The following is a 25,518-nucleotide window of genomic DNA, read 5'->3' as shown; positions in this document are numbered from 1 at the left end:
CACGCTCCCCATTGCGTGTGGTTCGCGAGGCCTTGCAGGCCGCAGCTTGCGAGACGCTTCGCCTCTGTCGCCCGTCCAAGCCTGCGCAGGCAGGCTTGGAGCCGCGGGCTCCAGCCCCTCGGGGGCGCTGCGCCTGCGGCCCGGCAAAGCCGGTTCCGCGGCCCCTGCTGGTTTAAGAGTTCAGCGGGCCCAACCAAACGGGGGCCGAGGGTACGGCTTTGCCGGCCCTAGGCGCCGCCCCCTTGAGGGGGAGCAGGCTACACGAAGTGAGCCTGGACAGGGGTGGGCTTGTTCTGCCCGGCAAAACCGGTTCCGCGGCCCCTGCTTGATGAGGAGTGCCCCCTCCGGTAGAAAACCGGCGCCCGTATTGGCTTTTTTATTGCTCGCGGTTGCGGCCTGGGCCGCCTTCGCCGCGCTGGCCGCGCGGATTGGTTGCGTCGGCCTGGCGGGACGGTTTGTCTGGGGTGGCGTCGCGTTGTGACTGCTGTTGCTGCTGCTGTTGCTGCAATTGGTGTTGCCGCCGCTGTTGTTGTTCCTGGGCTTGGGCCTGGCGCTGCTGCTCCTGCTGCGCACGTTGTTGCTGTTGTTGCTGTTGTTGCAAATGCTGCTGCTGTTGTTGCAAACGTTGTTGTTGCTGCAGTTGCTGTTGGTGTTGCTGCTGTCTTTGCGCGGCCTGTTGCTGGCGGGTGTTTTCCTGGTCGCGCTGGGCCTGTTCGCGCAGGGCGCGCTGGCCTATGGATTCTTCACCGGAACGGCGCTGCTGTTCCAGCTGGGGACCCTGAAGCTTTTCTCGTTGTTCCTGTTGCTGGCGCAGCTGTTCGCGCTGCGCTTGTTGCTGGCTGCGACGGGCCTGTTCGGCGGCATGGCGGTCGGCGTTGGCGCGTGCATCGGCATTGGCATTGGCATCCGCGGCCTGGGCGCGTTCCTGCGCTTCCTGGCGGGCCCGCGCATCGCGCTGGGCTTGCTCGCGCAGGGCGCGCTGGCCTATGGCCTCTTCGCCCTGGCGGCGTTGCTGTTCCAGCTGGGGGCCTTGCAGGCGTTCTTTTTGCTCCTGCTGCTGGCGCTGCTGCTCGCGTTGCGCGCGCTGGCTGGCCTCGAGGGCGCTGCGGTCCGGTGCGGGCGAGGGCCGTGCGGCTGGCGCTGCGCCGACAGGCGCGGCGGGGGAAGCGGGAGCGGCGGCTTGTGACCGGGCGTCGTGGTCCCTGCCGGCGGCGGGACCGGCGCGGTGCTCGTCCCGGTTGTTGTTATCGCGCCGGCCGTCCCGGCGATCATCCCTGCGGTCGTCGCGGCTGCTGACCACCGGCCGCGTGGCCACGGCGGGCGGCGGCAATGCGGCGGCGGCCACGGGGCGCTGCTGCGCGTGCAGCTCCGACGGATTCGGGCGCTGCGGCAGGGCGCCGCGGTCGGCCACGAGTTGTGCGCGGCCCAGGTCGGCGCTGCTCAGCCGGTGGGGATTGCCGTGCACCGGCCGGCCGCGCTCGAAGTCCTCGCGGCTGACAGCCGTCACCGCTGCAGGCTGGCGCTGGTAGCGGTAAATGTTGGTCACGTTGACGGTGTTGTTGACCACGATGTTGTGGTTCACCTGCGTGACATAGCGCGGGCTCACGCGGTAGGCCGGGCGAAAGGCTTCGCCGGGCGCCAGCGGGAACCAGCCCACACCGGGCCGCGGTGAACCACCGATGGAGATATTCCAGTTCACACCGCCGCTGCTGCCGCCCACAAAAGCGACGAGGGCGGGCGCATAGACAGGGCGCGGTGCCAGCCGGCCCGGTACCCAGGCCCAGCGCGGGCCGATCTGTGCCCAGCGGCCATAGTGAAACGGCGCAAACCCCCAGGGCGCGTCATCGACCCAGGTCCAGCCCCAGGGCGAAACCCAGGCCCAGTGGCCGACGCGGTAGGGCGCCCAATTGGCGGGCACGGCGCGCGGTATCCAGACGGCGCCGTAACCCGGGTCCTGGCTCCAGGTGCCATAGCTGTCGAGCTGCTGGTAGCCCACGGTTTCGCGCGGTATGTAACGCGCTGAAACTGACTGGTCTTCACGCCGGTCGCGGTCAGCGGCCCACAGATCAAAGCTGTCCTGCTGTGCGGCGCCCGGTGCCGCCGGGGTGAGCTGCGTGCCGCTGAAGTTGGCCTGCTGTCGGCTTTCCAGTGTCACAGGGGCGACGCCGTCGCCGTAGATCACGCCGCTGCCCGACTGGGCCACCACGCGCGTCGTGTTGCCGGCAGGGTCGACGTCCAGCCGGTAGTCACCTGGCTGCGACACCACAAACGCGAGGTTGGGCGTATCCACTTCCAGCCGCTGGCCTTCATAGAGGGCCCGTACGCGCAGCTTGAGCGTGCCCTGGGCCAGGCGCAACTGGGTGGTGTTGTCGTCCAGTGCCTGGAAATCCAGGCTGGTCTGGCCGTTCATGCGCAGCGCGGTAGAGCCCACGTACAGCTCCGAGCGGGCGCCGGGGCCCGTCCACAGCCTGTCGCCGGCTGTCAGCGGCCGGTTCAGCACGGCGGGTGTCCAGGCCGACGCTCCTGCCGGGTTGTTGCCGTCACCCGGTGCGAAGCTCACGGCGCCTTCGGCCAGGTTAAGCCGGGCGACCCGGCCGGGTGGATCCAACTGGGCGCCCTGAGGCGCAGGCTCCTGCGCCCAGGCAACGGGCTGCAGCAATGCCAGCAGGACTGCAAAGGCCAGCAGCGTGAGGTAGCCGTAAAGGTGCGAAGGCCGGAAGGCCATGTGATCGGTATGGGACACGTTTGTGTCGCCGGTGTCGATTGCTGTCATGTTGAACGCTCTCTTCCTGTCTTGCGGGACATGGATGGACTGGAAGGCGGGCTGACGTAACCGTCGTGATCGCATCGTGATCGCCGCCTGATGAGGAGACCTTACCCAGTACAACGTGCGTGACGATGGATGGAGTGCTAACAGGCGGTAAAGATTGCGAAACAGAAGGCTGGAATGAAACGGGATGTAATGCCTGCAGCGGCCGATCGTTCTGTTAATGATACTTTTGTTAGAGAAAAATGTCTGCAGGCCAATGCAGATGGGCGCAAGCAGCTATCAAAAAAGGAGCGACAGGACTGCGGCGAAAAAATGGCGCGTGCAATATGAGACGATTGCCCCATGCAAGATTTCTGGCCTTCCAGCGGCTTTTCCCGGCTCCAGCGCAATGCACGCGGCTGGCTCGCACCCTCTGACGACTATCTGCGGCTCTTTCTCGTGCGGCCCGAACTCGCGCTGGTGGCGGAGTCATGCGATGCCGAACGTGCCTTGCACGCCGCACTGGTGGCTGCACCCTCCCGACCGGTAGAGCCCGCCGAATTGGCGGCCCTGCAAGATGCGGATGCGCGTGACAACTACAACCTGTTTTTGCGCTTTCGCGATGGCTTGCTCGCCGCCGGCACGCTTGAGGCGTACTACCTGGGCCTGTTCCCGCGGGACGGAACGGGCCGCATCGACATACCGCCGTTGTTCATCGACCTGATTGCCCAGGCGGTTGTCCACAATGTGTTGCAGGGTTCCACCGACGCATATGAAGTGCGCGCCGCTGAAATGCTGTTTCGCCCCCAGCGCATCAGTACGCAGGACGGCCAGGTGCTGAGCGGCGACCAGGAAGTGATCGACATGTTCAATGAGACCGGCGGTGTGGGCGACTTCGGCCGCTTCCTGGCTGAGGCCAAGGCGCCGGTGCCCGTGGTTGAACTGCAGGTGCTCAATGACGATAACGCTTTCACGTATTGGCAGCAGCCGGGCCGCCACCGTTTTCTGCTGGACCTGACGCATGAGGTCAGCAACGACCTGAGCCACGGCCTGGTCTTCACCATGGTGCGCGCCCGCTCAGGCCTCAAGGCGCTGGCAAGCGTGTTGCAGAAGTGGGTGAAGCATTTTCTCGGCGTTGAAGTCACCATCCGGCCGGTGCAGAAAGTGGACGATGAAGCCTGGCGCTGGCATGTGGGGCTGGACGTGGAGTCCACAGCCTTGCTCAATGACCTGTATGAGGGAATGGACGTTGCGCCCGACCGGCTGCAGCGCTTGGTCAGCCTGTTCCGGCTGGAATTTGTGGACACGCGGGAAATGCGCAGCGATGTGGCCGGCAAGCCGGTGTACCTGGGATTGATGATGAACGCCGACGGGGTGGTGAGGCTCAAGCCGCAAAACCTGCTGGTGAACCTGCCGCTGCTGCCTGCAGCGTCCTAGGGGCGTGCGCGGATCAAGCCGGATCGTTTCAGTCGCTGCCCTCCACTTCCACCACCAGCACGCGGGCCTCGCCCACCGGTGAGGCGACATGCTCGGTGCCCACGCTCGCGAAAAAGATGTCGCCGGTTTCCAGCATCACGGAGCATTGCCCGCAGTTGTCGCGGTAGCGCATTTCCACGCGGCCATCGAGCACGGCAAACACTTCTTCGCCCTCGTTGATATGCCATTTGTAGGGTTTGTCGGTCCAGTGCAGCCGGGTGGTGATGCCCTGCATGTTGGCTACCGTCACCGCGCCCCAGGCGCGTGCTGCGGTGAAATCCTTGCTTCGGATGATCTTCATGTCGGTCTCCATCAGGTGAGCGCGCTGGCGCAGTGAAAGCTCCGCCATGCTACGTCGCGGGGCCGGCGGAACCATGAATTCTTCGGGGGCCATTGATTCCGTATCCGCATCACTGAAATGCGCCGTTCGGGACTGCGCGGCGCTAAGATGGTTTGCATGAAAAGCGTATTGCTTCCCTGCGGCGAAGCCGTTCCCGCCCTGGGCATGGGCACCTGGAACATGGGCGACGTGCCGGCGCGGCGCGCCGACGAACTCGCGACTCTGCAGCTGGGCCTGGACCTGGGCTGTACGCTGGTTGATACCGCGGAAATGTACGGTGAGGGGCTGGCCGAAGAACTCGTTGGCGAGGCGCTGCAGGGAAGGCGTGACGAAGCCTTTATCGTCACCAAGGTGTATCCGCACAATGCCTCAAAGGCGGGAACAGTGGCCGCGTGCGAGCGCAGCCTGCGGCGGCTGCGCACCGACCGCATTGACCTTTATTTGCTGCACTGGCGGGGTTCGGTGCCGCTGGCCGAAACCATGCAGGCTTTGATGGCGCTGCAAAAGGCCGGCAAGATACGTCATTACGGCGTGAGCAACCTTGACCTCTCCGACATGCAGGAGCTGTGGCAAGTGCCCGGCGGTCAGGGCGTGCAAACCAACCAGCTGCTGTACAACCTCACGCGCCGCGGCATTGAGTGGGATCTGCTGCCCTGGCTGCGCGAATGCAGCGTGCCGGTCATGGCGTATTCACCGATCGAGCAGGCGCGCCTTCTGCGCCATGCAGGCCTGACCGGCTTCGCCGTGCGCCACGGCATGCAACCCGCCCAGGCGGCGCTGGCCTGGGTGCTGGCGCAGGACGGCGTCATCGCGATTCCCAAAACGGGCCATCCGGAACGGCTGCGCGAGAACGCCGCGGCAGCGCAAATCCGGCTCAGCGATGAACAACTGGCTGCACTGGATGTGTTGTTCAAGCCGCCTTCCCGCGCCACCTCGCTGGAGATGATCTAGACCTTTCCAGGGGTCAACGCGTCAGCCACATCCCTATTGCCAGCAAGGCCGCCTGGACGGCCATGGCGATGTAGAGCGGCTTGCGGGAAGGCGTGGCGGCATCCTGAAGCGTCTGGCCAATACGCTGCGCGAGCAGAGTGCGCAACACCGGGTCAGGCGAACCTGGTGCTGGCGCAGGTGCGGCCTCGGCGGCGCGGGCCTGCTGCCATTGCGCCAGTACATCAGCCAGCGGCAGGCGGTTCACCACAAAATTGATCATGCCGCGCACGGCGCGTCCCTGGCCCAGCACGGGCGCCAATTGCTGACCGATGGCATCGGCCGACAGCATCTCTGACACCCGTTCGAGTGCACCCTTGGTTCGCGGCATGGCCTCGATACGTCCGGCAATCGCGTCTGTCAATCGCTGCGACATGGCCTCTCCATGACCCGTCACGACTTGTTGTATGGCCCGGCTGCGGCCACGCGCCACGCCCAGCATCAGGTAAATCGGAACAAAGGCCAGCAGCAGCATGCTGACCAGCAAGGGCGGTGAAAACAGCAAGGCGAGGATGGCGCCGGCGCCGCCTGCATGCGCAGCGGCGGGCATGCCAGGGCCGGACAGCCGGCTCAGGTAGAAGAAGAACACGCCACCGCCCAGCAGGAAAGCCAGCAAACCTCCCATGGCGACAGAACTGGCAAACGCCACACCGGCTTTGGCGCCGGTGCGCACCATGGACGGCGCGGCAGAAGAGTTTGATGACATGCAAGGCCCTCTTATTTTTTAAAGGGCTGATCATAAACGGCGCTTGCGGGGGCGCTGGTGGTGCATGGCAGGCGCTGCAGCCCGCCCAGGGCATCGCCGATCGAGACGCCGGACCCCGCGGATCACGGTCCGGCCTCGCTACACCGCCATGTTGTATAGACAGGCCGGCGAATAAAATTGAAGGTCAAACCGGCTGCAAGCGAGTGCGTCTTTTTCATTCGCCTTATGCTTGGCAAGCCCCATAAGGAGACCTTCCCCCATGCTTCGCAAGTTTTTGTCGTTCATTGCCCTCGCGCTCGTGCTCTGTGCCGCGCAGGCCCAAACATACCCGGCCAAGCCGATCCGCCTGATCGTTCCGTTCCCGCCCGGCGGCGGCACCGACATCCTGTCACGCCTGGTGGCCACCAAACTGGCGGAGGCCAGCAAGTGGACCGTGGTGCCCGATAACCGCGGCGGCGCCGGCGGCACCATCGGCATTGCAGAGGCCGTACGCGCTGCGCCCACGGGCTACGACATGGTCATGGGCCAGAAGGACAACCTGGTTGTTGCCCCCTGGCTGTACAAAAACCTGAGCTACGACCCGACCAGGGATTTGGTGGCAGTGGCCCACGTCGCCTACACGCCGGTCGTGATCGTCACGGGCGTGCAGTCGCGCTTCAAGACGCTGGCCGACGTGGTGGCGGCAGCCAAAGCTGCGCCTGACTCCATCACCTACGGTTCGCCCGGCAACGGCACGACCATCCATCTGGCGGGCGAGATTTTTAACGGCGCGGCCAACATCAAGCTGCGCCACGTGCCCTACAAGGGTTCCAACCCGGCCATGATGGATGTGCTGGCGGGCAATGTGGACCTCATGGTGTCCTCGCTGCCCTCGGCCATCGCCCAGGTCAAATCGGGCAAGCTGCGCCCGCTGGCCGTCACCTCGGCCCGCCGCAGCACCTCGCTGCCGGATGTGCCCACGGTGGCCGAACTGGGCTACAAGGATTTTGACGTCAGCACCTGGTATGGCCTCTTCATGCCGGCCGGCACGTCCAAAGACATCGTTGCCACGGTCAATGCCGAGGTCAACAAGCTGCTGGCCACACCCGAAATGAAGGCGGCCATTCACGCGCAAGGCGCTGAGGTACAAAACATGACGCCCGAGCAGTTCTCCGCGTTGCTCAAGAGCGACTACCTCAAATGGAAGGGCATTGTGCAGGCTTCCGGCGCGACCATCGAGTAAGTGGTTCGCTGCTTCTCCGCAAAGAGGCGGCGCCCTGATGGGCGCCGCTTTTTTTTTTTCGGAGAAGGCCGCTCCTGGTCCCGAAAACTACGTGAAAACCCTGAGAACAGATGCGGGGACGCATGACATGATCTAGTCATCTATAGGACTAGATCAATTATGCATAAGCCCACCCTCACTGTGGTCCCCGCCGAACCGGGCCAAAGCCGTTATGCCGCCCTGGCCGCCGCTATGCGCGCGCGCGTGGTGGCGGGCGAGTGGCCGCCGGGCAGCGCCTTGCCGGCCGAGCAGACCCTGGCCGCCGAGCACGGCGTGGCCTTGGGCACGCTGCGCCGCGCGCTGGAACTCCTGGCCGACCAGGGATTGATCGAACGCATCCACGGCCGCGGCACCTTTGTGCGTGCCGGCATGACGGGCGGCACCATGATGCGGTTTTTCCGCTTCGGCGAGGGCACGGGTGAAGTGCCAGCCTCGCACATCGTCTCGCGCCGGCTGCTGGTCGCACCCGCCGAGGTGGCGCGGCGCCTCGGCCTTGCACGCGGCGATACGGCGCTGCGGCTGCAACGCGTGCGCTCGCTCTCTGGCCAGCCCTGTGTTTACGAGGAAATCTGGCTGCCCCCGGCCCTGTTTGCCGAGCTCGCCGAGAGCGATACCGACAGCTGGGGCGACCTGCTCTACCCGATGTTTGCCGAACGCTGCGGCGTGCACGTGGCCCGCGCGGTCGATGAAATCGGCTTCGGCGCGTTGACGGCGGCGCAGGCCGGCCACCTGGCCCTGTCGGCCGGCCATCCCTGTGCGCTGGTCACGCGCTGCGCCTACGACCTTGCCGGCCATTGCGTCGAAGTGCGCTACACGCGGGGCGACGCCCACGCCTTTCACTACACCGTCACCATCACCTGAACACACCCTGAACACACCCTGGAACTGGAGAAAACCATGCCACACCCAAGCAACAACCCTTCAAATGCCGCGCAGCCGCTGAACCGTTCGCGCCGCCTCGTGCTGCAGGCCGCGGGCGCGGCCGTCGCTGCACCCTGGACCTTTGCCGCTCATGCCGCGGGCCAGATCGCCGGTGGCAAGCCGATCACGCTGGTCGTGTCTTATGCCGCGGGCGGCGGCGCCGATCTGATGGCGCGGTTGATCGCACCGCGCATGGCGGAGTTCCTGGGCCAGCCCGTGCTGGTCGACAACAAGCCCGGCGCCGGCGGCCAGATCGCCGCGACGCAGGTGGCGCGCGCCGTGCCCGACGGTACGCAGTTGCTGGTCGATGCCTCGTCCTTCGCCGTCAATCCCGCGCTTTACCCCAAGTTACCCTACGACACCGACACGGCTTTCGCGCCTCTGGCCGTGTTGGCGCAGTTCCCCAACGTGCTGGTGTGCACGCCCGGTTTTGAAGCCAAAAGCGTCAAGGACCTGATACGCCTGGCCAAGGCCAAACCCGGGCAGATCGCCTATGCCTCCTCCGGCAACGGCTCGGCCCAGCACCTGGCTGGCGCGCTGTTTGAAGACCTGGCCGGCGTCAAGCTGGTGCACGTGCCCTACCGCGGCGGCGGCCCGGCCATGAACGACGTGATGGCCGGCCAGGTGCCGCTCTTCTTCGCCAACGTGGCCTCCTCGCTGGGACAGATCCAGTCGGGCCGGCTGCGCCCGCTGGCGGTGACCAGCCGGCGCCGCACGCGCTCGCTGCCCGACATGCCGACCATGGAAGAAGCCGGCGTGCCGGCTTATGAGGTGCTCGAGTGGAATCCGGTGCTGGCGCCCGCCGGCATAGACGCCAAGTCCAAAGCCGCGCTGGTCGCCGCCATCCGAAAGACCATGGCCGACCCCGAAGTGCTGGGCCGCATCCGCAGCCTGAGCGGCGAAGCCTTCCCTGAGGGCCCCGAAGCGCTGACCCAGGCTTTCCTCAAAGCCCAGCAGCTCAAATGGGGCCGCATCATCAAAGACCGCAAGATCACCACGGGTTAAGCGGTGCAGAGTTCCACGCCTGACCCGGTGGCGCCCGGCTGGGACAGCCACGTCCACGTCTTTGACGCCGCTGCGGCTGTCGCGCCGGGCCATTACCAGCCCGCGCACCGGCCGCTGGCGGACATCGAGCAACTGGCCCAAAGCCATGGCTTCGGCCACCTGGTGCTGGTGCAGCCCAGCGTTTATGGCACCGACAACACAGTGTTGCTGGACACCTTGCGTGTCGGTGGCGGGCGACATCGCGGTGTGGTGGTGCTGCCGCCTTCCATCGACGATGCGGCACTGCAGGCCATGCATGCGCTCGGCGTGCGTGGCGTGCGCTTTAATCTGGTGTCTCCCGTCGGGGACAGCCTCAAGGCCGGGGAGGGTGACGGCGCCCGGGACAGCTTCCAGGCCCTGGCGCCGCGCCTGCGTGCGCTGGGCTGGCATGTGCAGTGGTATGCGGCACCGCAAGACCTGCCCGTGATCGCGGCCCTGCATGCGGCCAGCCCGGTACCGGCGGTGTTGGACCACCTCGCCGGCATGTACGCCGGCGTTCCTCCGGATCACCCGGCCTGGCTGGCGCTGGAGCAGCTCGCCGACCAGGGCGCCTGGGTCAAGCTCTCGGGCTGGTACCGCCTGGGGGCGCAGGCGCCGTATGAGACGCTAGACGAGACCATCCGCAAGGTCGCGGGGCTGTTCGGGCGGCGCATGGTCTGGGGCTCCGACTGGCCGCACACCGCCTTTGCACCCGACGCGCTCCCCGCCTATGCCAGCACCTGGGAGCCCGTGGCGCGCACGCTGGCGGCGGCCCAAACACAGTGCGTCCGGGAGCAGGCGCCGGCCGCCTTGTACGCCTAATAAGCCCGGCGGGAGCCCTGCAGCCCCGGAGTGGCTTAAAATCACGGGCTACGCCATTTTTAACCCGGAGTCTTCCATGCCCAAGAAAATCAGAGTCGAAGCCGACATCTGCGCCCCCAAGCCAGTCCCTCCCAAGGGCTACACGATCACGACCGGCCGCGGCCAGAAGATCAGCCTGGAGCGCGGTTCGCACACCCGCAGCAAAAAGAACCCAGGCAAGCGCCCTCACCAGGGTTGAGCTGTTTTGCTGATGCGGCCCCAGGTCGCATCCATGAAAAAAGCGCCTCTTCGGGCGCTTTTTTCATGGCCAAAATGGCTGGCGTTCGGTGAATTGGGTTCGATGCGGTATCCAATCCAGATAAAAACTCCTCTTGATGGAAGACGGCCATGATGTTTAATCCATGGATAACGTCAACGGGGGGTACCGAAAAATGTTGTCCAGAATGGCGGTTTTCCTGGCATTGATCCTGGGGTTGGGATGTTTTTCCATTTCAAGCGCCCAGCCGCTTGCAAACCCGATTGCAACAAGGCAGATAGGAACGCCGAACGCATTCCCGATGGCGATCTACAAAAGCATCAAAGTGCAGGATTTGAATCAAATCCTGATTGATTCGTTTGTGGAATCCGGCTTCACCCTGCTTGCCGCCAAAAAAGACGCAGACAGCGCCACGGTCTTCCGGTTTTCTTATCCCGTGGACAAGAATGGCAAATACGGCGTTGTGATTTTTGGATTCAAGGTAGACGGCACCGTTGTCAATGGCCGGTGCATGAACTGTTTTTTGCGATGGGGAAAAATACAGGACGAAACGGACATCGGGAAATTTCCATGGATGGTCCAGTACGACCTGAGCAGCAGGCTCTACCCGGACATCGACCAAGCGTATTCGTCCATCAAAAACAAATCCCTGAACTACCTGGATCCCCAGCGCGGGTTTGATTACAAAAACGCATGGGGCGGAGAGCGTAATCGCTGGACTTACGACAACTCCTACGTCAAGGTCAAACTGCCGGATCTGAAGCGGGAGTGGGTCCGCGCCTTCACTGATTCCGGTTTCATCCTGTTGCGCGACAGCAATCCTGCCGCCGATGCCTCTGATTCTGTTGTGGATTTTTCATTTCCCATCGACAGCGATAAACCCGGTGGGGTGGTCTATTCCATTCAATTCCGAAGCCAGTTTGATGCCGATGGGCTTTGCTACCCTTGTGAAGCCAGGCCGTCGTATGACCCCTACCAGACATTGCCCCCCGCTGGTTTGTCTGCCATGCCCGGCAGGCTGACGCTGGCTTCGCGGTTTGAGGCCGGCCTCAACAGCGCATACGAGCAGATCAAGGCGACGACGGAACGCAATCTTCGGCCGAGAACCCAGTTCGTCCGGCCGCCAAAATTCGTTCCTCCCGGCTCAGCGCGGCCACCTCCCATTATTCTGCCGGTGACATGAGCCTGCGCTGGCCGGTCGGTACCGCCAATCACGGCCCGCTTCTCTACGATCCGTGGTTTGACAGGCTGTTCCTCTTTGGCACCGCCGGCATCGCGCTGGTCCTGGGCGCTTTGGCGACGATCTCACCCGCGATGTTTGTAGCGGTGGTACTGGTCGACATCTGGCTATTTGCCAGCCCCCACGTCATTGCGACCTACACCCGCATCGGGTTTGACAAAGCCCAAGCCAAAAAGCACTGGTTCCTGATTTTTGGTTTGCCGCCCATCGTGCTGGTCGGGGTCACGATGGTCGCGCTGGCCTATGAGTTGGGCGGCCTGTTTACCTTGTATTTCATTGCGCAGACCTACCATGTCACCCGGCAGTCGTTCGGCATTGCAAGGGCGTACAGAAGGGCCGACCCGCAGGCAACGGGCCCTGATCGCTTGTCTGAAAGCCTGATCTATCTCTTTCCGCTTTGGGGCTTGATGCATCGGTGTACAACAGCCCCTGAATTCTTTTATGGCTACCCCATCTATCTTCCATCCGTTGACGCCGCGTTGACAGGCGCAACAGGCATCGTCGCCGTGTTTGTGTGCGCATGGTGGGGATATCGGCAGCTGCGCCTTGCGCTGGCCGGTCAACTCAACGCGGGGCATTGCCTGTTTGTGGCATCGCACCTGCTTGTCACGGCAGTCGCTTACCTGTGGGCCACGAACATCACGTCGGGGTGGCTGGTGGTCAATATCTGGCACAACCTGCAATACCTGCAGTTTGTATGGCTGCAGAATGTCCGCCGTGACGCGCAACTGCCGGGCGCCGTCGATCAACGATCCCTTGACGGCCAAGACCTTCAGCGCCTGATGAACCCATTCAAAAATGCGGCCAAATACCTTGCCTTATGCCTGGTGCTGGGCGCCGTGATGTACGAAGCGCTGTCGGTGGCGGGTCGGCAATTGATCTGGCTAGGCTTGCCCGCCGTGTTCATTTTGCATTTCACCGTGAATTTCCATCACTACCTGGTGGACGGCGTGATCTGGAAAAGGCCTAAACCCGGCGCGTGACGCATCCGGCGCGAGGTGTTCGATGAAGCGGCCCTGCACCGACTCTGCACCTTCGCCGGCCAGTTGCCCGGTGACCTCGGACCGGGCCAGTGAGAGCAAAAAAAAGGGCGTGAACACAAGGTCCACGCCCAAGGCGCTTAGTTCTGCAACAACGCAGCAAGCTGCACCGCTGGGATCACCTCATAGTGAGCCAGCTGCATCGAATACTGCGCGCGGCCCGAAGACAGCGCGCGCAGGCTACCGATATAACCGAACATCTCCTTCAAAGGCACATCGGCTTCGATCAACGCCGCATTGCCGCGCTGGCCTTGCCCGCGCACCATGCCGCGCCGGCGATTCAGGTCGCCAATACAGTCGCCCAGGTAATCCACCGGTGTGATGACTTCAACGGCCATGACCGGTTCCAGGACCTGTGGCCCCGCTTTTGCAAAGCCTTCCCGGAAAGCCGCCATGGCGGCCAACTCGAACGCAACCGTCGACGAGTCTCTTTCATGGAAACCGCCATCCAGTAGCGTGACTGAAAAATCGACACAGGGATAGCCTGCCACCACACCCGAAAGCGCGGCACGCCGTATGCCGGTCTCTACCGCTGGAATAAATTCCCGCGGCACAGCGCCGCCGACAACACGGCTGTCGAAACGGATGCCTTCGCCTCGGTTCAGAGGCGTCAGCAGGAGTTTGACCTCGGCGAACTGGCCGGGCCCTCCGCTTTGCTTCTTGTGAACATGGTTCACCTCCACATTTCGTGAAATTGTTTCCCGGTAGGCAACCTGTGGCTGGCCAACCGACACTTCGACACCATATTTGGCCCGCAGCTTCTCGATAGAAACCTCGAGCTGCAGCTCTCCCATGCCGGAGAGGACTGTTTGCCCGGACTCCGCGTCATGCCGGAGCTTCAGGCTCGGGTCCTCCCTCAACATCGCCTGCAGTGCCTTGGAGAGGCCTTGCTGGTCGCCGCTGGTCCTGGGTTCTATTGCCACGTGAATCACCGGCTCTGGAACGCTGATTTCTTCCAGATGAACCGGATGAGACGGATCGCACAGGGTGTGGCCCGTCAGCGTGTCCTTGAGACCCACAACGGCGGCAATATCTCCCGCTACCAGTTCCTCGCGTTCAATGAGGTCGTCCGCATGCACCTCATAGAGCCGCGTCACGCGTTCCGTCTTGCCGGTCGTCGCGTTGAGCACGACGTCGCCACGGCCAAGCCTGCCGCCGTACATACGCACGAAGACCTTCGAGCCATGGTCATCCGTGGTGACCTTGAACGCCAGCGCGGCAAGCGGATCACTGGCGGAAGCCGGTTTTCCATCTTCGCGAACCATATCGTCCGGCGCGGGCAGGTAGTCCACGACGGCATCCAGCAGAGGCTCCACACCACGGTTCTTGAATGCCGAACCGCCGAGCGCAGGCACAAACGCTCCAGTCAGCACACCTTTGCGGATGCAGCGGCGCAACACGGCGAGTTCGATCTCCTCGCCGTTGACGTAGGCCTGCAGCGCGGCATCCTCCTGCTCTGCCGCGAGTTCGACCAGGCTGGCGCGTGTACGAACGGCCAGATCCACCAGGTCGGAGGGAATGTCCGCCTCGCGGAAAGGCTCGCTCGCATCGTCCTTGTCCCAGAACATTGCGCGCATCGCCACCAGGTCGACCACGCCGCGGAAGTCGCCTTCCGAGCCGATCGGCAGTTGCAGCGGAACGACCGTCACACCCAGGCGATCTTTCATCATGGCCACGACGCGCTGGAAATCCGAACCGACGCGGTCAAGCTTGTTGATGAAGGCGATCCTGGGCACTTGGTATTTGTCCGCAAGGCGCCAGTTGGTCTCGGTTTGCGGCTCCACGCCGGCCACGCCGTCGAAGACGACAACCGCTCCGTCGAGAACGCGCAAGGACCTGTTCACCTCGATGTTGAAGTCGATGTGTCCGGGCGTGTCGATGACATTGATCTGCGCGCCTTTCCAGTGAACGGTGATGGCCGCACTGTTGATGGTGATGCCGCGCTTGCGTTCCTGGGGGTCGAAGTCCATGCGCGTGGTGCCGTGATTCACGTCGCCGATGCGATGGCTTTCACCTGTGTAGAACAGGATGCGTTCGGTGGTCGTGGTCTTGCCTGCGTCGACGTGGGCGATGACGCCGATATTGCGGAGCTTGTGGGTTTTTGCAGTCATGGTGAATCTTTCTTGCGGCCGCACTCGGCTTTGCGAGCGGCTGCCGCCTGGTTGGCAAAGGCCAGCCCAGGCGGGATTCGCCTGGATGCTAGCGTTGAAGGTTGAAATTGCGGCCGGAGCCCAGGCGCACGGTGCTTGCGCTCCGGCGGTCGGGAATCGTGGCAATCAGCTTGTCGTAGGTACGCATGGTTAAAGCCCAAAAAAACAAAACCCCGGAGGGAAAGCCTGCCGGGGTTTTGTTGTCCGGAAGGCACAAGCCTTCCGAACGCGATCGAAAGGCGAAGTCAGGTGGCGAAAGTTGCCTTGATCACGTTGGTGAGATTCATAAGAGGTCGGATTATTACTGTCATTGATGGGAATGGCAAGACGAAAAAGAGTGCATGGGCAACTCCGCAACACCTGGCGAAGAAGGGGCAAGCTTCCGGCGATGCTGTGCCTGCACCGCAGAACCGGTTCAAGCCGTGGGATAGAAAGTAAGCTTTCCTGAAGGCGCGCAGGCTGGCCGGTTTCAGGTCTCAAGCGCAGCCGCCATGCGGTGCGGCATGAGGCGTTCGCGTGGCGCTTCGCCGCCCCACAGGCTCAGCATCAGGTCCACGATGACCGGTCCGAAATCCTGGTGCGGAATTTCGACCGAGGTGAGCCACGGGGCGAGCCAGGCATTGATCGGGTTGCCGTCGATGCCGACCAGCTCGCAGTCGCCGGGCACCCGGATCCCGCTCTCGCGGGCCACGCGGTGCAGCCCATAGGCGACCTGGTCGCTGATGCACATCGCGCCACGCGGCCAGGCACCGGGCGCCGCGAACTGGGCCGCGGCGGCGTAGCCGATTTCCAGGTGCGAGATGCCCGGAGCCTCTACCCGACGGATCCGGTCGGCTGACAAGCCTCTGGCGCCGGCCCGCTCGCAGAAGCCCTGCACGCGTTCCCGGGTCGTGGACGATCCGCGCGACGGAAATACCACGGCCGGCGCGTCGATGCCGCGGTCGAGCAGGTAGTCTGCGGCGGCGGCGCCGGCCGCCAGGTTGTCCGGCCCCACGAAGGCGCAGGTGCCGAACGGGCTGCGCCGGCTCACGAAGACCATCGGCGCGCCGCGCTCCACGAAGTCGCGCAGGCCGGCACTGGGCTGAGCCGCGACCATCACGTAGCCCTGCACGACCTGCGAGCGCATGGCGTTGAGATAGTCGTCCTGCAGCTCCGGCCGGTCGTGCGTATCGCACAGAATCATCGTGTAGCCGGCCTCGCGCAGCGCGGCCTCGGTGGAGGCGGCCAGTGTGGCCATCACGGGGTTGTCGAGGTTGGCGGCCAGCATCGCGACCAGGCGGCTCTCACGGTTGCGCAGCGCGCGCCCCAGCTGGTTCGGGTGGTAGCCCACGGTCTTGATCGCCTCGCGCACGCGCGCCAGCGTTTCCGACGAAGCCCGCCGGGTCTCGCCGTTCACGATGCGCGAGACGGTGGAGATTGAGACGCCGGCCTGCGCGGCGACTTCGCTCAGCGAAACCGGGCCGACGCCCTTGCGCCTGCGCGGGGTGTCGTCGGTCATCGGTGCGGGCGGCAGGTCTGCCGGGTCTGGACGCCGCAGCGAATATTGGGTTGGCGCGAAGGCCGGTCATGCGGATGGCGAGGCGAGAGTCCGGCGAGTGGAAAGCGAAGCATCGATGGGTCGTATTTTTGGAAAACAAGGGCCGACGGCGGATGGCCGACCGGCGGCGCGATCGGTGCGTGCCAGGACAACATATAACCGAGAAAGCCGTGACTGACAAGTATGGCAAACGATTGCCAAGCGTTGGCAAACGTTTGCCATAATAGCCCAAAGTCAGCCACGATCGCAAAACAACGGCACAAGACGACATGGGTTCCATCTCCACCAGCACGCACAGCGCCGGCAAGCCCCTGTCGGTGCTCCTGCTCGATCCGTATCCGCGCACCGAGGAAATGCTGCCCGGCGGTGGAACGGATGCCGCGCTGCGTTCCGGGGCCGACGCGCATTCCTGAAGCCGGCGAACGATCGGCCCCACCTTCCTTTTTCCAGAAAGAGACAACCATGAACTTCCAGCTTCGTTCCCTCGCCAGGCACGCCACGCGCGCCGGCCTCCTGGGCGCCACCGTCGCCACGCTGGCCACCAGCGCCTTCGCCGAAATCCGGGTTATGTGCTACCAGGACGGCAACGAGTGCGACGTGACCGCCGACCTCATCAAGCGCTACGAGGCGCAGAACCCCGGCGCCAAGGTCATCCTCGACACCGTGCCCTACAAGACGGTGGTCGAGCAGCTGCCCGTCCAGCTGGCGGCGGGTCAGGGCCCCGACATCGCGCGTGTCGCCGAGATCGGTGGCCTGTCGAAGAACTACATCGACATCAGCGCCCATGTGAAGGACCGCAAGTACTGGGAAGACAACTTCGGCAGCACCTTGCCCTGGATGCGCAACAAGGCAGGCGACAAGGGCATCTACGGTTTCCTCTCGCAGATGACCATGACCGGCCCCTTCGTCAACAAGACCTTGTTCGAGCAGGCCAAGGTACCCATGCCAGGCCCCAAGGCTACTTGGGAAGAGTGGGCCGATGCAGCGCGCAAGGTGGCCAAGGCCACGCAAACCCCGGCCGCCATGGCCTGGGACCGCTCGGGCCACCGCTTCGCCGGCCCCGCCGTGAGCTATGGCGCGAAGATTTTCGACGCCAAGGGAAACCTCACGGTGGATGCAGGCTACAAGGCCGCCGTGGGCAAGTTCGTCGCCTGGCACAAGGACGGCACCATGCTTAAAGATGTGTGGGGCGGCTCGGGCGGCTCCAGCTATGCCGATGCGGTGGGTGAGTTCAAGAACGGCCGTGTGGTGATGATCCTTTCGGGCTCATGGCAGATCAACCGCATGCAAAAGGAAATCGGCAATGCCTTCGACTGGGTCGCCGTGCCCAATCCCTGTGGCCCGGCTGCCTGCTCGGGTATGCCCGGCGGCGCGGCCTGGGTGGCGCTGAAGACCACCAAGTCGCCGAAAGAAGTGGGCCGCTTCCTGGACTTCATGGCGCAGGAGGCCAATGTCGCCGAATTCGCGTCCCGTACCAACAATATTCCGGCCCATGCAGGCGTGGCCAAAAAAGGCGTGGACTACCCGAGCGCCGGCCCGACGGCGCGTGCCGCGCTCGGCGTGTTCACCAGCGGCACCTCCACCATCGTGCCGCCGGCCTACGCGCTGCAAGGCTACAAGTACAACCGCGCCCTGATGCTGCCGACCGTAACCCGGGTCACCCAGGCCATCGTGGGAGAGATCAGCGTGGATGAGGCCGTGACCAAAATCGGCACCGACATGGCCGAAGCGGTAAAACAAGCCGAAAAATAGGCGCACCCCCGTGGCGCGCACTGCGTGCGCGCCTCCCCCTTGCAGGGGGCGACACCTGCGGCCTGGCGGAGCCAGTTCCGCGGTGTCACTGGCATAAGACGGCGCAGAGGGCGTCATGTTGGGCACAGTAGATCGGAGTCGGTATGTCGGTTTTTTCGGCCTTCCTGGGCTTTTTGTTCAACCTGTTCGAGCCGGTCTTCCGGCTGGGCCAGAAATGGCTGGGCGCCTCGCGCATAGGCTGGCTCTTTGTCGGCCCCAACCTGGTGGTGATCAGCATCTTCACCTTTTTACCTATCGTGGTGAACCTGGTGTATGCGGTGACCGGCGGGGTAAATCTACTGCCCATGCAGCGGCCTTTCACGGGGCTGGAAAATTTCGCCATCCTGCTTGAATGCCGCGACTACACCGACCTGCAGACCTGCCGCACCGACATCTTCTGGCGTTCCATCGCCAACACGGTGAAGTTCAGCCTGATCCAGGTGGCCTTGATGGTGTTCTTCTCGCTGGTGACGGCCCTGGTGCTGAACCGCAAGATCATAGGCCGCGGCTTCTGGCGCGGTGTGTTCTTCTACCCGGTGCTGCTGTCGCCGGTGGTGGTGGCGCTGATCTGGAAATGGCTGTTGCAAAGCCAGGGCGTGTTCAATGCCGGCCTGGTGGCCATGGGCGGCTCGCCGATGGACTGGCTGCTTGACCGGCACTGGGCATTCTTCTGGGTGGTGGTGGTGTCGATCTGGGCTCACATGGGTTTTTACACACTCATTCTGCTGGCCGGCCTGCAGGCCATTCCGAAAGACGTCTACGAAGCCGCCGAGATGGACGCTGCACCGCCGTTTCGCGTGCTGAGGCGCATCACGCTGCCCCTGCTCATGCCCAACCTGATCGTGGTGCTGGTGTTGGTGATGATCCGCGCGGTGCAGAGCTTTGACGAAGTGTTTGTGCTCACCGGCGGCGGCCCGGGCTCGGCCACTACCTTCATCGTGCAATACATCTACCAGACCGGTTTCGCCGAACAGATCCACCTCTACGGCCTGGCCGCCGCGGCCTCGCTGATCCTGGCCGCCGGCCTGATGGCCCTGACGCTCGCGCAACTGCGGCTGTCCAAAGCCGGTGAGGCCGGAAAAATCAAGAAGTAAGGAAAAGCCATGGCCAATTTCCTCACCCGCACCAAGGGCTACAAATACGGTGGCACCAGCCTGCATTGGACCGACTGGGTCTCCTATGCCTACCTGCTGGCCGGCCTCATCGTGATGTTCGGCCCGGTGCTGTGGCTCGTGATGTCGTCCTTCAAGACCGAAAGCGCGCTGAGCCAGTTCCCGCCGACCTTTCTGCCCTACAGCCAGAAGGAAGCGGTGGTGGCCGGATACGACAAACCCCTGCCGCTGTTCCGTGCCAAGGACGAACAGGGCAATATCCGCGAACTGGCCCAGGTGCGCCGCATCGGCCTGGTCGCCACCATGGTCGATCCCGCGGCGCCGCAGACCGAACTGCGCGTGAACATCAATGACCGCAAACCGGTGAATGAACTCAAATTCGCCGGCGGCAACTACACCGAGCTGTTCGGCAAGTTCGCCTTCGGCACCTATCTATGGAACAGCGTGTTCATCACCGTGGTGGCGACCATCCTCACGCTGCTGTTCAATTCGATGGCGGCCTTCGCGCTGTCCAAGTACCAGTTCACCGGGCAGAAGACGGTGTTTGTGCTGATCATCGCCACGCTGATGATTCCGCCCACCATCATCCTGGTGCCGGCTTTCCTGGTGATCTCGGAGCTGAACCTCTTGAACAACCTCTGGGGCGTGATCCTGCCCGCGGTGGCCACGCCGACGGGCGTGTTCCTGCTGCGCCAGTACATGCTGACCATTCCCGACGAATTGCTGGAGGCCGCGCGCATGGACAACGCCAGCGAGTGGCGCATCTACTGGAAGATCATCCTGCCGCTGGCCGCTCCGGCGATGGCGGTGCTGGCCATTTTCTCGTTCATGTGGCGCTGGAACGACTTTCTCTGGCCGTTGATCGTGCTGTCCAAGTCGGAGCACTTCACCTTGCAGCTCGCGCTCAATGCCTTCCAGGGTGAACTCAACACGCAGTGGCACTACCTGCTGGCGATGACCGTGATCACCTTGATTCCGATCACCCTGGTCTTTGCCTTCCTGCAGAAATACATCGCCACTGGCATCGCCAGTGCCGGCGTCAAATAACCAAGGACTTTCCCGTGGCCACTCTTGAACTCGCCAACGTCGTCAAAACCTTCGACAAAGCCACCATCATCCATGGCGTGGACCTGACCGTTTCCGATGGTGAATTTGTGGTCTTCGTCGGTCCCTCAGGCTGCGGAAAATCCACGCTGCTACGCATCATCTCGGGGCTGGAGCCCGCCAGCAGCGGCGACATCCGCATCGACGGCCAGCGTGTCAATGACGTGAGCGCCGCGCACCGCGGCTGCTCGATGGTGTTCCAGTCATACGCGCTCTACCCGCACATGAGCGTCTACGACAACATGGCTTTCGGCCTGGAAAACCTGGGCGTGGCCAAAGCCGTGATCGAGAGCAAGGTCAATGCCGCCGCCACCATGCTGCAGCTCGCGCCGCTGCTGCAGCGCAGGCCCACCCAGCTCTCCGGCGGCCAGCGTCAGCGCGTAGCCATAGGCCGCTCCATCGTGCGCGAACCCAAGCTCTTCCTGTTCGACGAACCGCTGTCTAACCTCGATGCCGAGCTGCGCGTTTCGATGCGCGCCGAGATCCGCGACCTGCATGCCCGGCTTGGCGCGACCATGATTTACGTGACACACGACCAGGTCGAGGCCATGACCATGGCCGACAAGATCGTGGTGCTGCGCGCCGGCCGCATCGAGCAGGTCGGCTCGCCGCTGGAGCTGTATAACCGGCCCTGCAACCAGTTCGTGGCCGGCTTCATCGGCAGCCCGCGCATGAACTTCGTGCCGGTGGCTCAGATGCCTGGCGCCAAGCCTGGAACAAGCACGGTGGGCATCCGGCCCGAGCATGCGCAGCTCACCAACGACGGTCCGCTGGAGATGAAGGTGTCGCAGGTCGAGCAACTCGGCAGCACCAGCATCTTGCATGGCAACGTGGTGCCCGATGCGCCTTTTGAAATCATCCTGAGCGGGCAGACCAACATCCAGCGCGGCGACACCGTCAAGGTGACCGCACCCGCAGAGCACCTGCATTTCTTCGACCAGAACGGCTTGCGTCTTTGAACCTGCGCCACCCGAAACATTGACCAGCCGACCATGCGCCTTGACCAAGCTCCCACTTTCGCCCTGCAATCGCGCAGCGGCAACCACCTCGTCCTGAACAGCACCAGTGGTGCCACGGCCCACATCTGGGTGCTCGAAGAAGACATCGTTCGTGTGCTGGTGCTGCCGCAAGGACGGCTGCAGATGCCGCGCAGCTGGACCGTGGCGCCTGGACTTGAAAACTTGCCCGTTGAAGGCCGCGACCGCTTCGACGTGAGCGGCTTTTCGCTGCCCGCATTCGAACTCAAGGAAGAGGGCTCGCAACTACAGATCACCACAGGCGCCGTGCGCCTGACCATCGCGCTCGAAGGCTTCTTTTGCCGCTGGGAAAGCCGGCAACAGGGCCGCTGGCAGGCCACAGCCTCCGACCGCACCACGCAGAGCTACAACTTTGGATGGTGGGACGAAAAGGTCTACCACTACCTGCAGCGCGAACGCGGCGAAGCCTACTTCGGCCTGGGCGAGCGCGCCGGCGACGCCAACCGTGCCGGCCAGCGCTACCGCATGTGCAACCTCGACCCCATGGGCTACAACGCACGCAGCACCGACCCGCTGTACAAGCACATCCCGTTCTACATCACGCGCAAAGGTGGTGAAAAAGACGCCGGCCTGTGTTTCGGTTTGTTCTACGACACCTTGTCCGATTGCAGCTTCGACATGGGCCGCGAGATGGACAACTACCACGGCCACTACCGTTACTTCGTAGCCGATCACGGCGACCTCGACCTGTATTACATCGCCGGCGCCGACCAGGCCGCCATCACGCGCCGCTACACCTGGCTCACGGGCAGGCCCATCTTCCCGCCGCGCTACGCGCTGGGCTATTCCGGCTCGACCATGAGCTACACAGACGCACCGAATGCGCAAGAGCGCATGGGCGAGTTCCTCGAACGCTGTGAAGAGCACGACATTCCCTGCGACTCGTTCCACCTGTCGTCGGGCTACACCTCCATTGGCCCGGGCCGTTACGTCTTCAACTGGAACCGCGAGAAGTTTCCCGACCCCGCAGCGTTTGTGCAGAGTTACCTGGAATGCGGCGTACGCCTGGTGCCCAACATCAAGCCCGCGCTGCTCAGCAACCACCCGCGCTTCGAAGAGGTCAGGCAGGTCGGCTTGCTGGTGCAAGACCCGGACGGCCAACCCACGGCCATACAGTTCTGGGACGGCACCGGTGCGTACCTCGACTTCACCAACCCCAAGACCATCGCTTGGTGGAAGAGGCAGGTGACTGAGCAGCTGCTCGAATACGGCATCCCCGCCACCTGGAATGACAACAACGAATACGAGATCTGGAGCGACAAGGCGCTGGCCCACGGCTTCGGCGCGCCCCGTCCCGCGCGCGAGGTGCGCCCGCTGCAGACCTTGCTGATGATGCAGGCGTCGCATGCCGCGCAGACCGAGTTCGCGCCCGCGGAGCGGCCCTACCTGGTGTCGCGCTCAGGCGCCGCGGGCATGCAGCGCTATGTGCAGACCTGGTCGGGCGACAACTACACGGCCTGGGAAACGCTGCGCTACAACATCCGCATGGGCCTGGGCCTGGCGATGTCGGGCGTGTCCAACACCGGGCACGATATAGGCGGTTTTTCCGGTCCTGCGCCGGGGCCCGAGTTGCTGCTGCGCTGGGTGCAGCACGGCATCTTCCTGCCGCGCTTCAGCATCCATTCGTGGAACGACGACAAAACCGTCAATGAACCCTGGATGTACCCCGAGGTGACGCCCCAGGTGCGCGAGCTGATCCGCCTGCGCTACCGGCTCATGCCTTACCTGTACGACCTGGTATGGCGTTACCACAGCGCCTACGAACCCATCATCCGGCCGACGTACCACGACTTCCCGGAAGACACGCACTGCCTGGAAGAAAACGACGACATGCTGCTGGGCGCCCATTTGCTGGTGGCCTCGGTGGTCGAGCCCGGTCAGACCGAGCGCCGCGTGTGGCTGCCCGGCACCGGCGGTTGGTACGAGGCGCACACCGCGCGGTACGTGAAAGCCGGCCAGTGGATCACGCTGGATGCGCCGCTGGATGGCCCGCCCCCATTGCTGGCACGCGAAGGCTGTGCCGTACCGCTGAACCTCGGAGAGATCCATTTCGCAAAGGTCCAAGACCTGCGCGGCTTCCAGGTATTTCCCTTCAAGGGGGATGGCAGTTTCGAAGCCAGCTGTTTTGAAGACGACGGCCATAGCCAGGCCTGGCGCAGCGGCGCTTATGGGCAGTGGCGCCTGCGCGTTGATTGCACCGCGCGAGGCCTGCACATCGCGGTGTTCCGTGAGGGCGCACAGCCACCTGTGCAAGACAACCTGGTCTTGCTGTTGCCGGCAACAGAGCAACGCCCGCTTAGCTTTGACGGCGGGGCGCTGGTGCAGGATCAGCTCGAAGGCGCCTGGAGGCGGCTGACGCTGAAGCTTTGACCCTATATGAGGGAAATGTGTCCTGGGCCGCTGCGATCCCGGGCAGCGGATCACCAGCCTTGGCGGTAAGCCGTGACGGTGCAACACGATGGCTGGAGTTCTGGCACGTCCTTTGCATGCTGTCCTGCGGTGACGACAATTCACTACGGGAGGCTTCAAATGTTGGTCCTGATCTTGCGACCCCTTGCATCTGTCGGCCTGGCGGCCGCTTTCACCACAACCGGCCTACACGCCTCAGACGTTGCCGCCGGCCGCCCGGTCAGCCCAGCCAGCCAAACGCAAACCCTGAGTGTGCCGGACCACAGTGTCAAACCGGTCAACGCGGCCAAAACCAGGGCCGCGGCAAAACGCACGCTGGGTACGAACCCGGCGATGCCGCTTTGGGAAGGCCCCTGGGGTCCTCACCATTGAGGTGGACTTCGACGGAAGTTGTGACTTGGCCCATTGCACTCTCCGGCGTCTCTGGTGTGATTGGCCTGGAGCGGCAACTTCGCGCGTTGATCAGTCTCCTGGACCACGCCGCCTCTGCCTCATTCAGCTGGCCACCGCCGGAGCCTCAAGGGGCAGGCGGCGACTGGCTCGTCAACCACTGGCGCAGTGATTGGATTACGGGCGCCTTGGCGCGCTCGTTCGTCGTCACCAGAAAGTAACTGCGCGGCGAAATAAAGGGCTTGTCATTCAGCTTGACCAGGCGCCCGGTCTGCAGCGCCGATGCGCTCACATAGTCCGGCGCCAGTGCGATGCCAAGTCCGGCCTCCGCTGCCGTCAATGCAAGCGACAGCAGACCGTAGTGGGCGCCCGGCATCGGGACTTCTACAGACGCGCCCAGCTGCCGCAGGTAGGCCGGCCATGAGTTGGGCACCATGCTCTGGTGCAGCAAGGGCAGCGCTGCCATTTGCGTGCCCGTCAGCGGCGCCGCCAGCCGGCTCAGCGTGGGCGCCGCAAGAGGAAAGGAGTGCAGGGGGTGTAGCAGGTCGGCCACGCAGCCGGGCTCCGGCCCTTCGCAGTAGACGATAGCCGCGTCCAGCCCCGAGTCGCGCATGCTGATGGGCCCGGTATGCGTGGCCACGTCCAGCTGGATTTGCCGGTGCGCGATGGCGAAGGCGCACAGCCGAGGCATGGCCCACAGCGTGCCAAAGGTGGTGGGCACAGACAGCCGCAGTATCTTGCCTGGCATGGAGCCCATGGACGCGGCGATGGTCGCTGACTCCAACTCGTCCAGCAGGGTGCGCACCCGTCGCAGGTAGCTGGCACCGTCAACCGTCAGCTCCATCCCGCTAGTTGTGCGCCGGCACAGTGCAACGCCGACAAAGCCCTCCAGGTCCGACAGCTGGCGGCTCACCGCGCTTTGCGTCAGACCCAGTTCATCGGCTGCGGCAGTGATGCTCAGGCGCCGTGCAATCACCTCGAAGGTGTTGAGGTTGACGATGGAGGGCAGGTGGCGCTGCGTCGGATATTTCATGGCGGTTACGGCCATTATTGGCATGGCATCCGTTCGCCCGCAATGAAAAAGGCTATGCGGGCATGAAATAAATGCAGGGGGGTATGCGTTTATTCCGTTGGACAGGCCGGCGCGCATGTCAGATATTCAGGGCG

22 protein-coding genes are annotated in these 25,518 nt (G+C 63.8%); 16 read left to right on the top strand and 6 right to left on the bottom strand.

Annotated elements, in window-relative coordinates; all coding sequences use genetic code 11:
* Positions 1-376 precede the first annotated feature (376 nt).
* Positions 377-2,773, bottom strand: coding sequence for a DUF6600 domain-containing protein (locus ACXJKE_RS14550; RefSeq protein ID WP_457281311.1), 2,397 nt, complete (start codon positions 2,771-2,773; stop codon positions 377-379).
* A gap of 174 nt (positions 2,774-2,947) precedes the next feature.
* Here ACXJKE_RS14550 and ACXJKE_RS14545 point away from each other — a divergent pair, with 174 nt between their 5' ends.
* Positions 2,948-3,100 (top strand): hypothetical protein, encoded by a 153-nt coding sequence (locus ACXJKE_RS14545; protein ID WP_457281310.1) that lies wholly within the window; start codon positions 2,948-2,950, stop codon positions 3,098-3,100.
* A gap of 12 nt (positions 3,101-3,112) precedes the next feature.
* Positions 3,113-4,186 carry a DUF6352 family protein gene (locus ACXJKE_RS14540; protein ID WP_457281309.1) on the top strand — a complete coding sequence of 358 codons (1,074 nt, stop codon included), beginning with the start codon at positions 3,113-3,115 and terminating at the stop codon, positions 4,184-4,186.
* 28 nt (positions 4,187-4,214) lie between these two features.
* On the opposite strand, the gene ACXJKE_RS14535 is transcribed toward ACXJKE_RS14540, so the two are convergent.
* Entirely contained in the window at positions 4,215-4,526 is a 312-nt protein-coding gene (locus tag ACXJKE_RS14535; protein ID WP_457281308.1) for a cupin domain-containing protein, read from the bottom strand.
* Positions 4,527-4,682: 156 nt separating this feature from the next.
* Here ACXJKE_RS14535 and ACXJKE_RS14530 point away from each other — a divergent pair, with 156 nt between their 5' ends.
* The gene (locus ACXJKE_RS14530; RefSeq protein WP_457281307.1) at positions 4,683-5,516 is read left to right on the top strand and encodes an aldo/keto reductase; all 834 of its coding nucleotides are present in this window, start codon (positions 4,683-4,685) and stop codon (positions 5,514-5,516) included.
* A gap of 13 nt (positions 5,517-5,529) precedes the next feature.
* Here ACXJKE_RS14530 and ACXJKE_RS14525 read toward each other — a convergent pair whose 3' ends face one another.
* The gene (locus ACXJKE_RS14525) at positions 5,530-6,258 is read right to left on the bottom strand and encodes a hypothetical protein (protein WP_457281306.1); all 729 of its coding nucleotides are present in this window, start codon (positions 6,256-6,258) and stop codon (positions 5,530-5,532) included.
* Positions 6,259-6,517: 259 nt separating this feature from the next.
* Here ACXJKE_RS14525 and ACXJKE_RS14520 point away from each other — a divergent pair, with 259 nt between their 5' ends.
* The 7 genes from ACXJKE_RS14520 (at position 6,518) to ACXJKE_RS14490 (ending at position 12,764) form a co-directional block, all read left to right on the top strand.
* The gene (locus ACXJKE_RS14520) at positions 6,518-7,480 is read left to right on the top strand and encodes a Bug family tripartite tricarboxylate transporter substrate binding protein (RefSeq protein ID WP_457281305.1); all 963 of its coding nucleotides are present in this window, start codon (positions 6,518-6,520) and stop codon (positions 7,478-7,480) included.
* A 159-nt stretch (positions 7,481-7,639) separates the two neighbouring features.
* Positions 7,640-8,380, top strand: a complete 741-nt coding sequence (locus tag ACXJKE_RS14515; protein ID WP_457281304.1) for a GntR family transcriptional regulator — start codon at positions 7,640-7,642, stop codon at positions 8,378-8,380.
* A 36-nt stretch (positions 8,381-8,416) separates the two neighbouring features.
* Positions 8,417-9,445 carry a tripartite tricarboxylate transporter substrate binding protein gene (locus ACXJKE_RS14510; RefSeq protein ID WP_457281303.1) on the top strand — a complete coding sequence of 343 codons (1,029 nt, stop codon included), beginning with the start codon at positions 8,417-8,419 and terminating at the stop codon, positions 9,443-9,445.
* A 3-nt stretch (positions 9,446-9,448) separates the two neighbouring features.
* On the top strand, positions 9,449-10,285 hold the full coding sequence (locus ACXJKE_RS14505; RefSeq protein WP_457281302.1) for an amidohydrolase family protein: 837 nt from the start codon (positions 9,449-9,451) through the stop codon (positions 10,283-10,285).
* Between the two features lie 76 nt (positions 10,286-10,361).
* On the top strand, positions 10,362-10,523 hold the full coding sequence (locus ACXJKE_RS14500) for a hypothetical protein (RefSeq protein WP_007863796.1): 162 nt from the start codon (positions 10,362-10,364) through the stop codon (positions 10,521-10,523).
* Positions 10,524-10,686: 163 nt separating this feature from the next.
* Positions 10,687-11,724 carry a hypothetical protein gene (locus ACXJKE_RS14495; protein WP_457281301.1) on the top strand — a complete coding sequence of 346 codons (1,038 nt, stop codon included), beginning with the start codon at positions 10,687-10,689 and terminating at the stop codon, positions 11,722-11,724.
* Positions 11,721-12,764 (top strand): hypothetical protein, encoded by a 1,044-nt coding sequence (locus tag ACXJKE_RS14490; RefSeq protein ID WP_457281300.1) that lies wholly within the window; start codon positions 11,721-11,723, stop codon positions 12,762-12,764. The genes ACXJKE_RS14495 and ACXJKE_RS14490 overlap by 4 nt, the downstream gene beginning before the upstream one ends.
* Positions 12,765-12,901: 137 nt before the next feature.
* Here ACXJKE_RS14490 and fusA read toward each other — a convergent pair whose 3' ends face one another.
* The gene (gene fusA, locus ACXJKE_RS14485) at positions 12,902-14,932 is read right to left on the bottom strand and encodes an elongation factor G (protein WP_457281299.1); all 2,031 of its coding nucleotides are present in this window, start codon (positions 14,930-14,932) and stop codon (positions 12,902-12,904) included.
* A gap of 508 nt (positions 14,933-15,440) precedes the next feature.
* Positions 15,441-16,469 (bottom strand): LacI family DNA-binding transcriptional regulator, encoded by a 1,029-nt coding sequence (locus ACXJKE_RS14480; RefSeq protein WP_457281298.1) that lies wholly within the window; start codon positions 16,467-16,469, stop codon positions 15,441-15,443.
* A gap of 308 nt (positions 16,470-16,777) precedes the next feature.
* Between ACXJKE_RS14480 and ACXJKE_RS14475 the strand changes: the two genes are divergently transcribed.
* The 6 genes from ACXJKE_RS14475 (at position 16,778) to ACXJKE_RS14450 (ending at position 23,922) form a co-directional block, all read left to right on the top strand.
* The gene (locus ACXJKE_RS14475) at positions 16,778-16,921 is read left to right on the top strand and encodes a hypothetical protein (RefSeq protein WP_457281297.1); all 144 of its coding nucleotides are present in this window, start codon (positions 16,778-16,780) and stop codon (positions 16,919-16,921) included.
* A 49-nt stretch (positions 16,922-16,970) separates the two neighbouring features.
* The gene (locus ACXJKE_RS14470; protein WP_457281296.1) at positions 16,971-18,260 is read left to right on the top strand and encodes an ABC transporter substrate-binding protein; all 1,290 of its coding nucleotides are present in this window, start codon (positions 16,971-16,973) and stop codon (positions 18,258-18,260) included.
* A 143-nt stretch (positions 18,261-18,403) separates the two neighbouring features.
* Complete coding sequence (locus ACXJKE_RS14465) at positions 18,404-19,393, top strand: carbohydrate ABC transporter permease (protein WP_457281295.1); 990 nt, start codon at positions 18,404-18,406, stop codon at positions 19,391-19,393.
* A 9-nt stretch (positions 19,394-19,402) separates the two neighbouring features.
* Positions 19,403-20,458, top strand: coding sequence for a carbohydrate ABC transporter permease (locus tag ACXJKE_RS14460; RefSeq protein WP_457281294.1), 1,056 nt, complete (start codon positions 19,403-19,405; stop codon positions 20,456-20,458).
* Between the two features lie 14 nt (positions 20,459-20,472).
* On the top strand, positions 20,473-21,474 hold the full coding sequence (locus ACXJKE_RS14455; protein ID WP_457281293.1) for an ABC transporter ATP-binding protein: 1,002 nt from the start codon (positions 20,473-20,475) through the stop codon (positions 21,472-21,474).
* Between the two features lie 33 nt (positions 21,475-21,507).
* The gene (locus tag ACXJKE_RS14450) at positions 21,508-23,922 is read left to right on the top strand and encodes a TIM-barrel domain-containing protein (RefSeq protein ID WP_457281292.1); all 2,415 of its coding nucleotides are present in this window, start codon (positions 21,508-21,510) and stop codon (positions 23,920-23,922) included.
* 556 nt (positions 23,923-24,478) lie between these two features.
* Here ACXJKE_RS14450 and ACXJKE_RS14445 read toward each other — a convergent pair.
* Positions 24,479-25,384, bottom strand: a complete 906-nt coding sequence (locus ACXJKE_RS14445) for a LysR substrate-binding domain-containing protein (RefSeq protein ID WP_457281291.1) — start codon at positions 25,382-25,384, stop codon at positions 24,479-24,481.
* Positions 25,385-25,518: the final 134 nt, after the last annotated feature.

The sequence above is a fragment of the Polaromonas sp. P5_D5 genome, from assembly GCF_054049435.1.
Note: the sequence above shows the minus strand (reverse complement) of the source record. Positions and strands in the feature narration are given on the sequence as shown.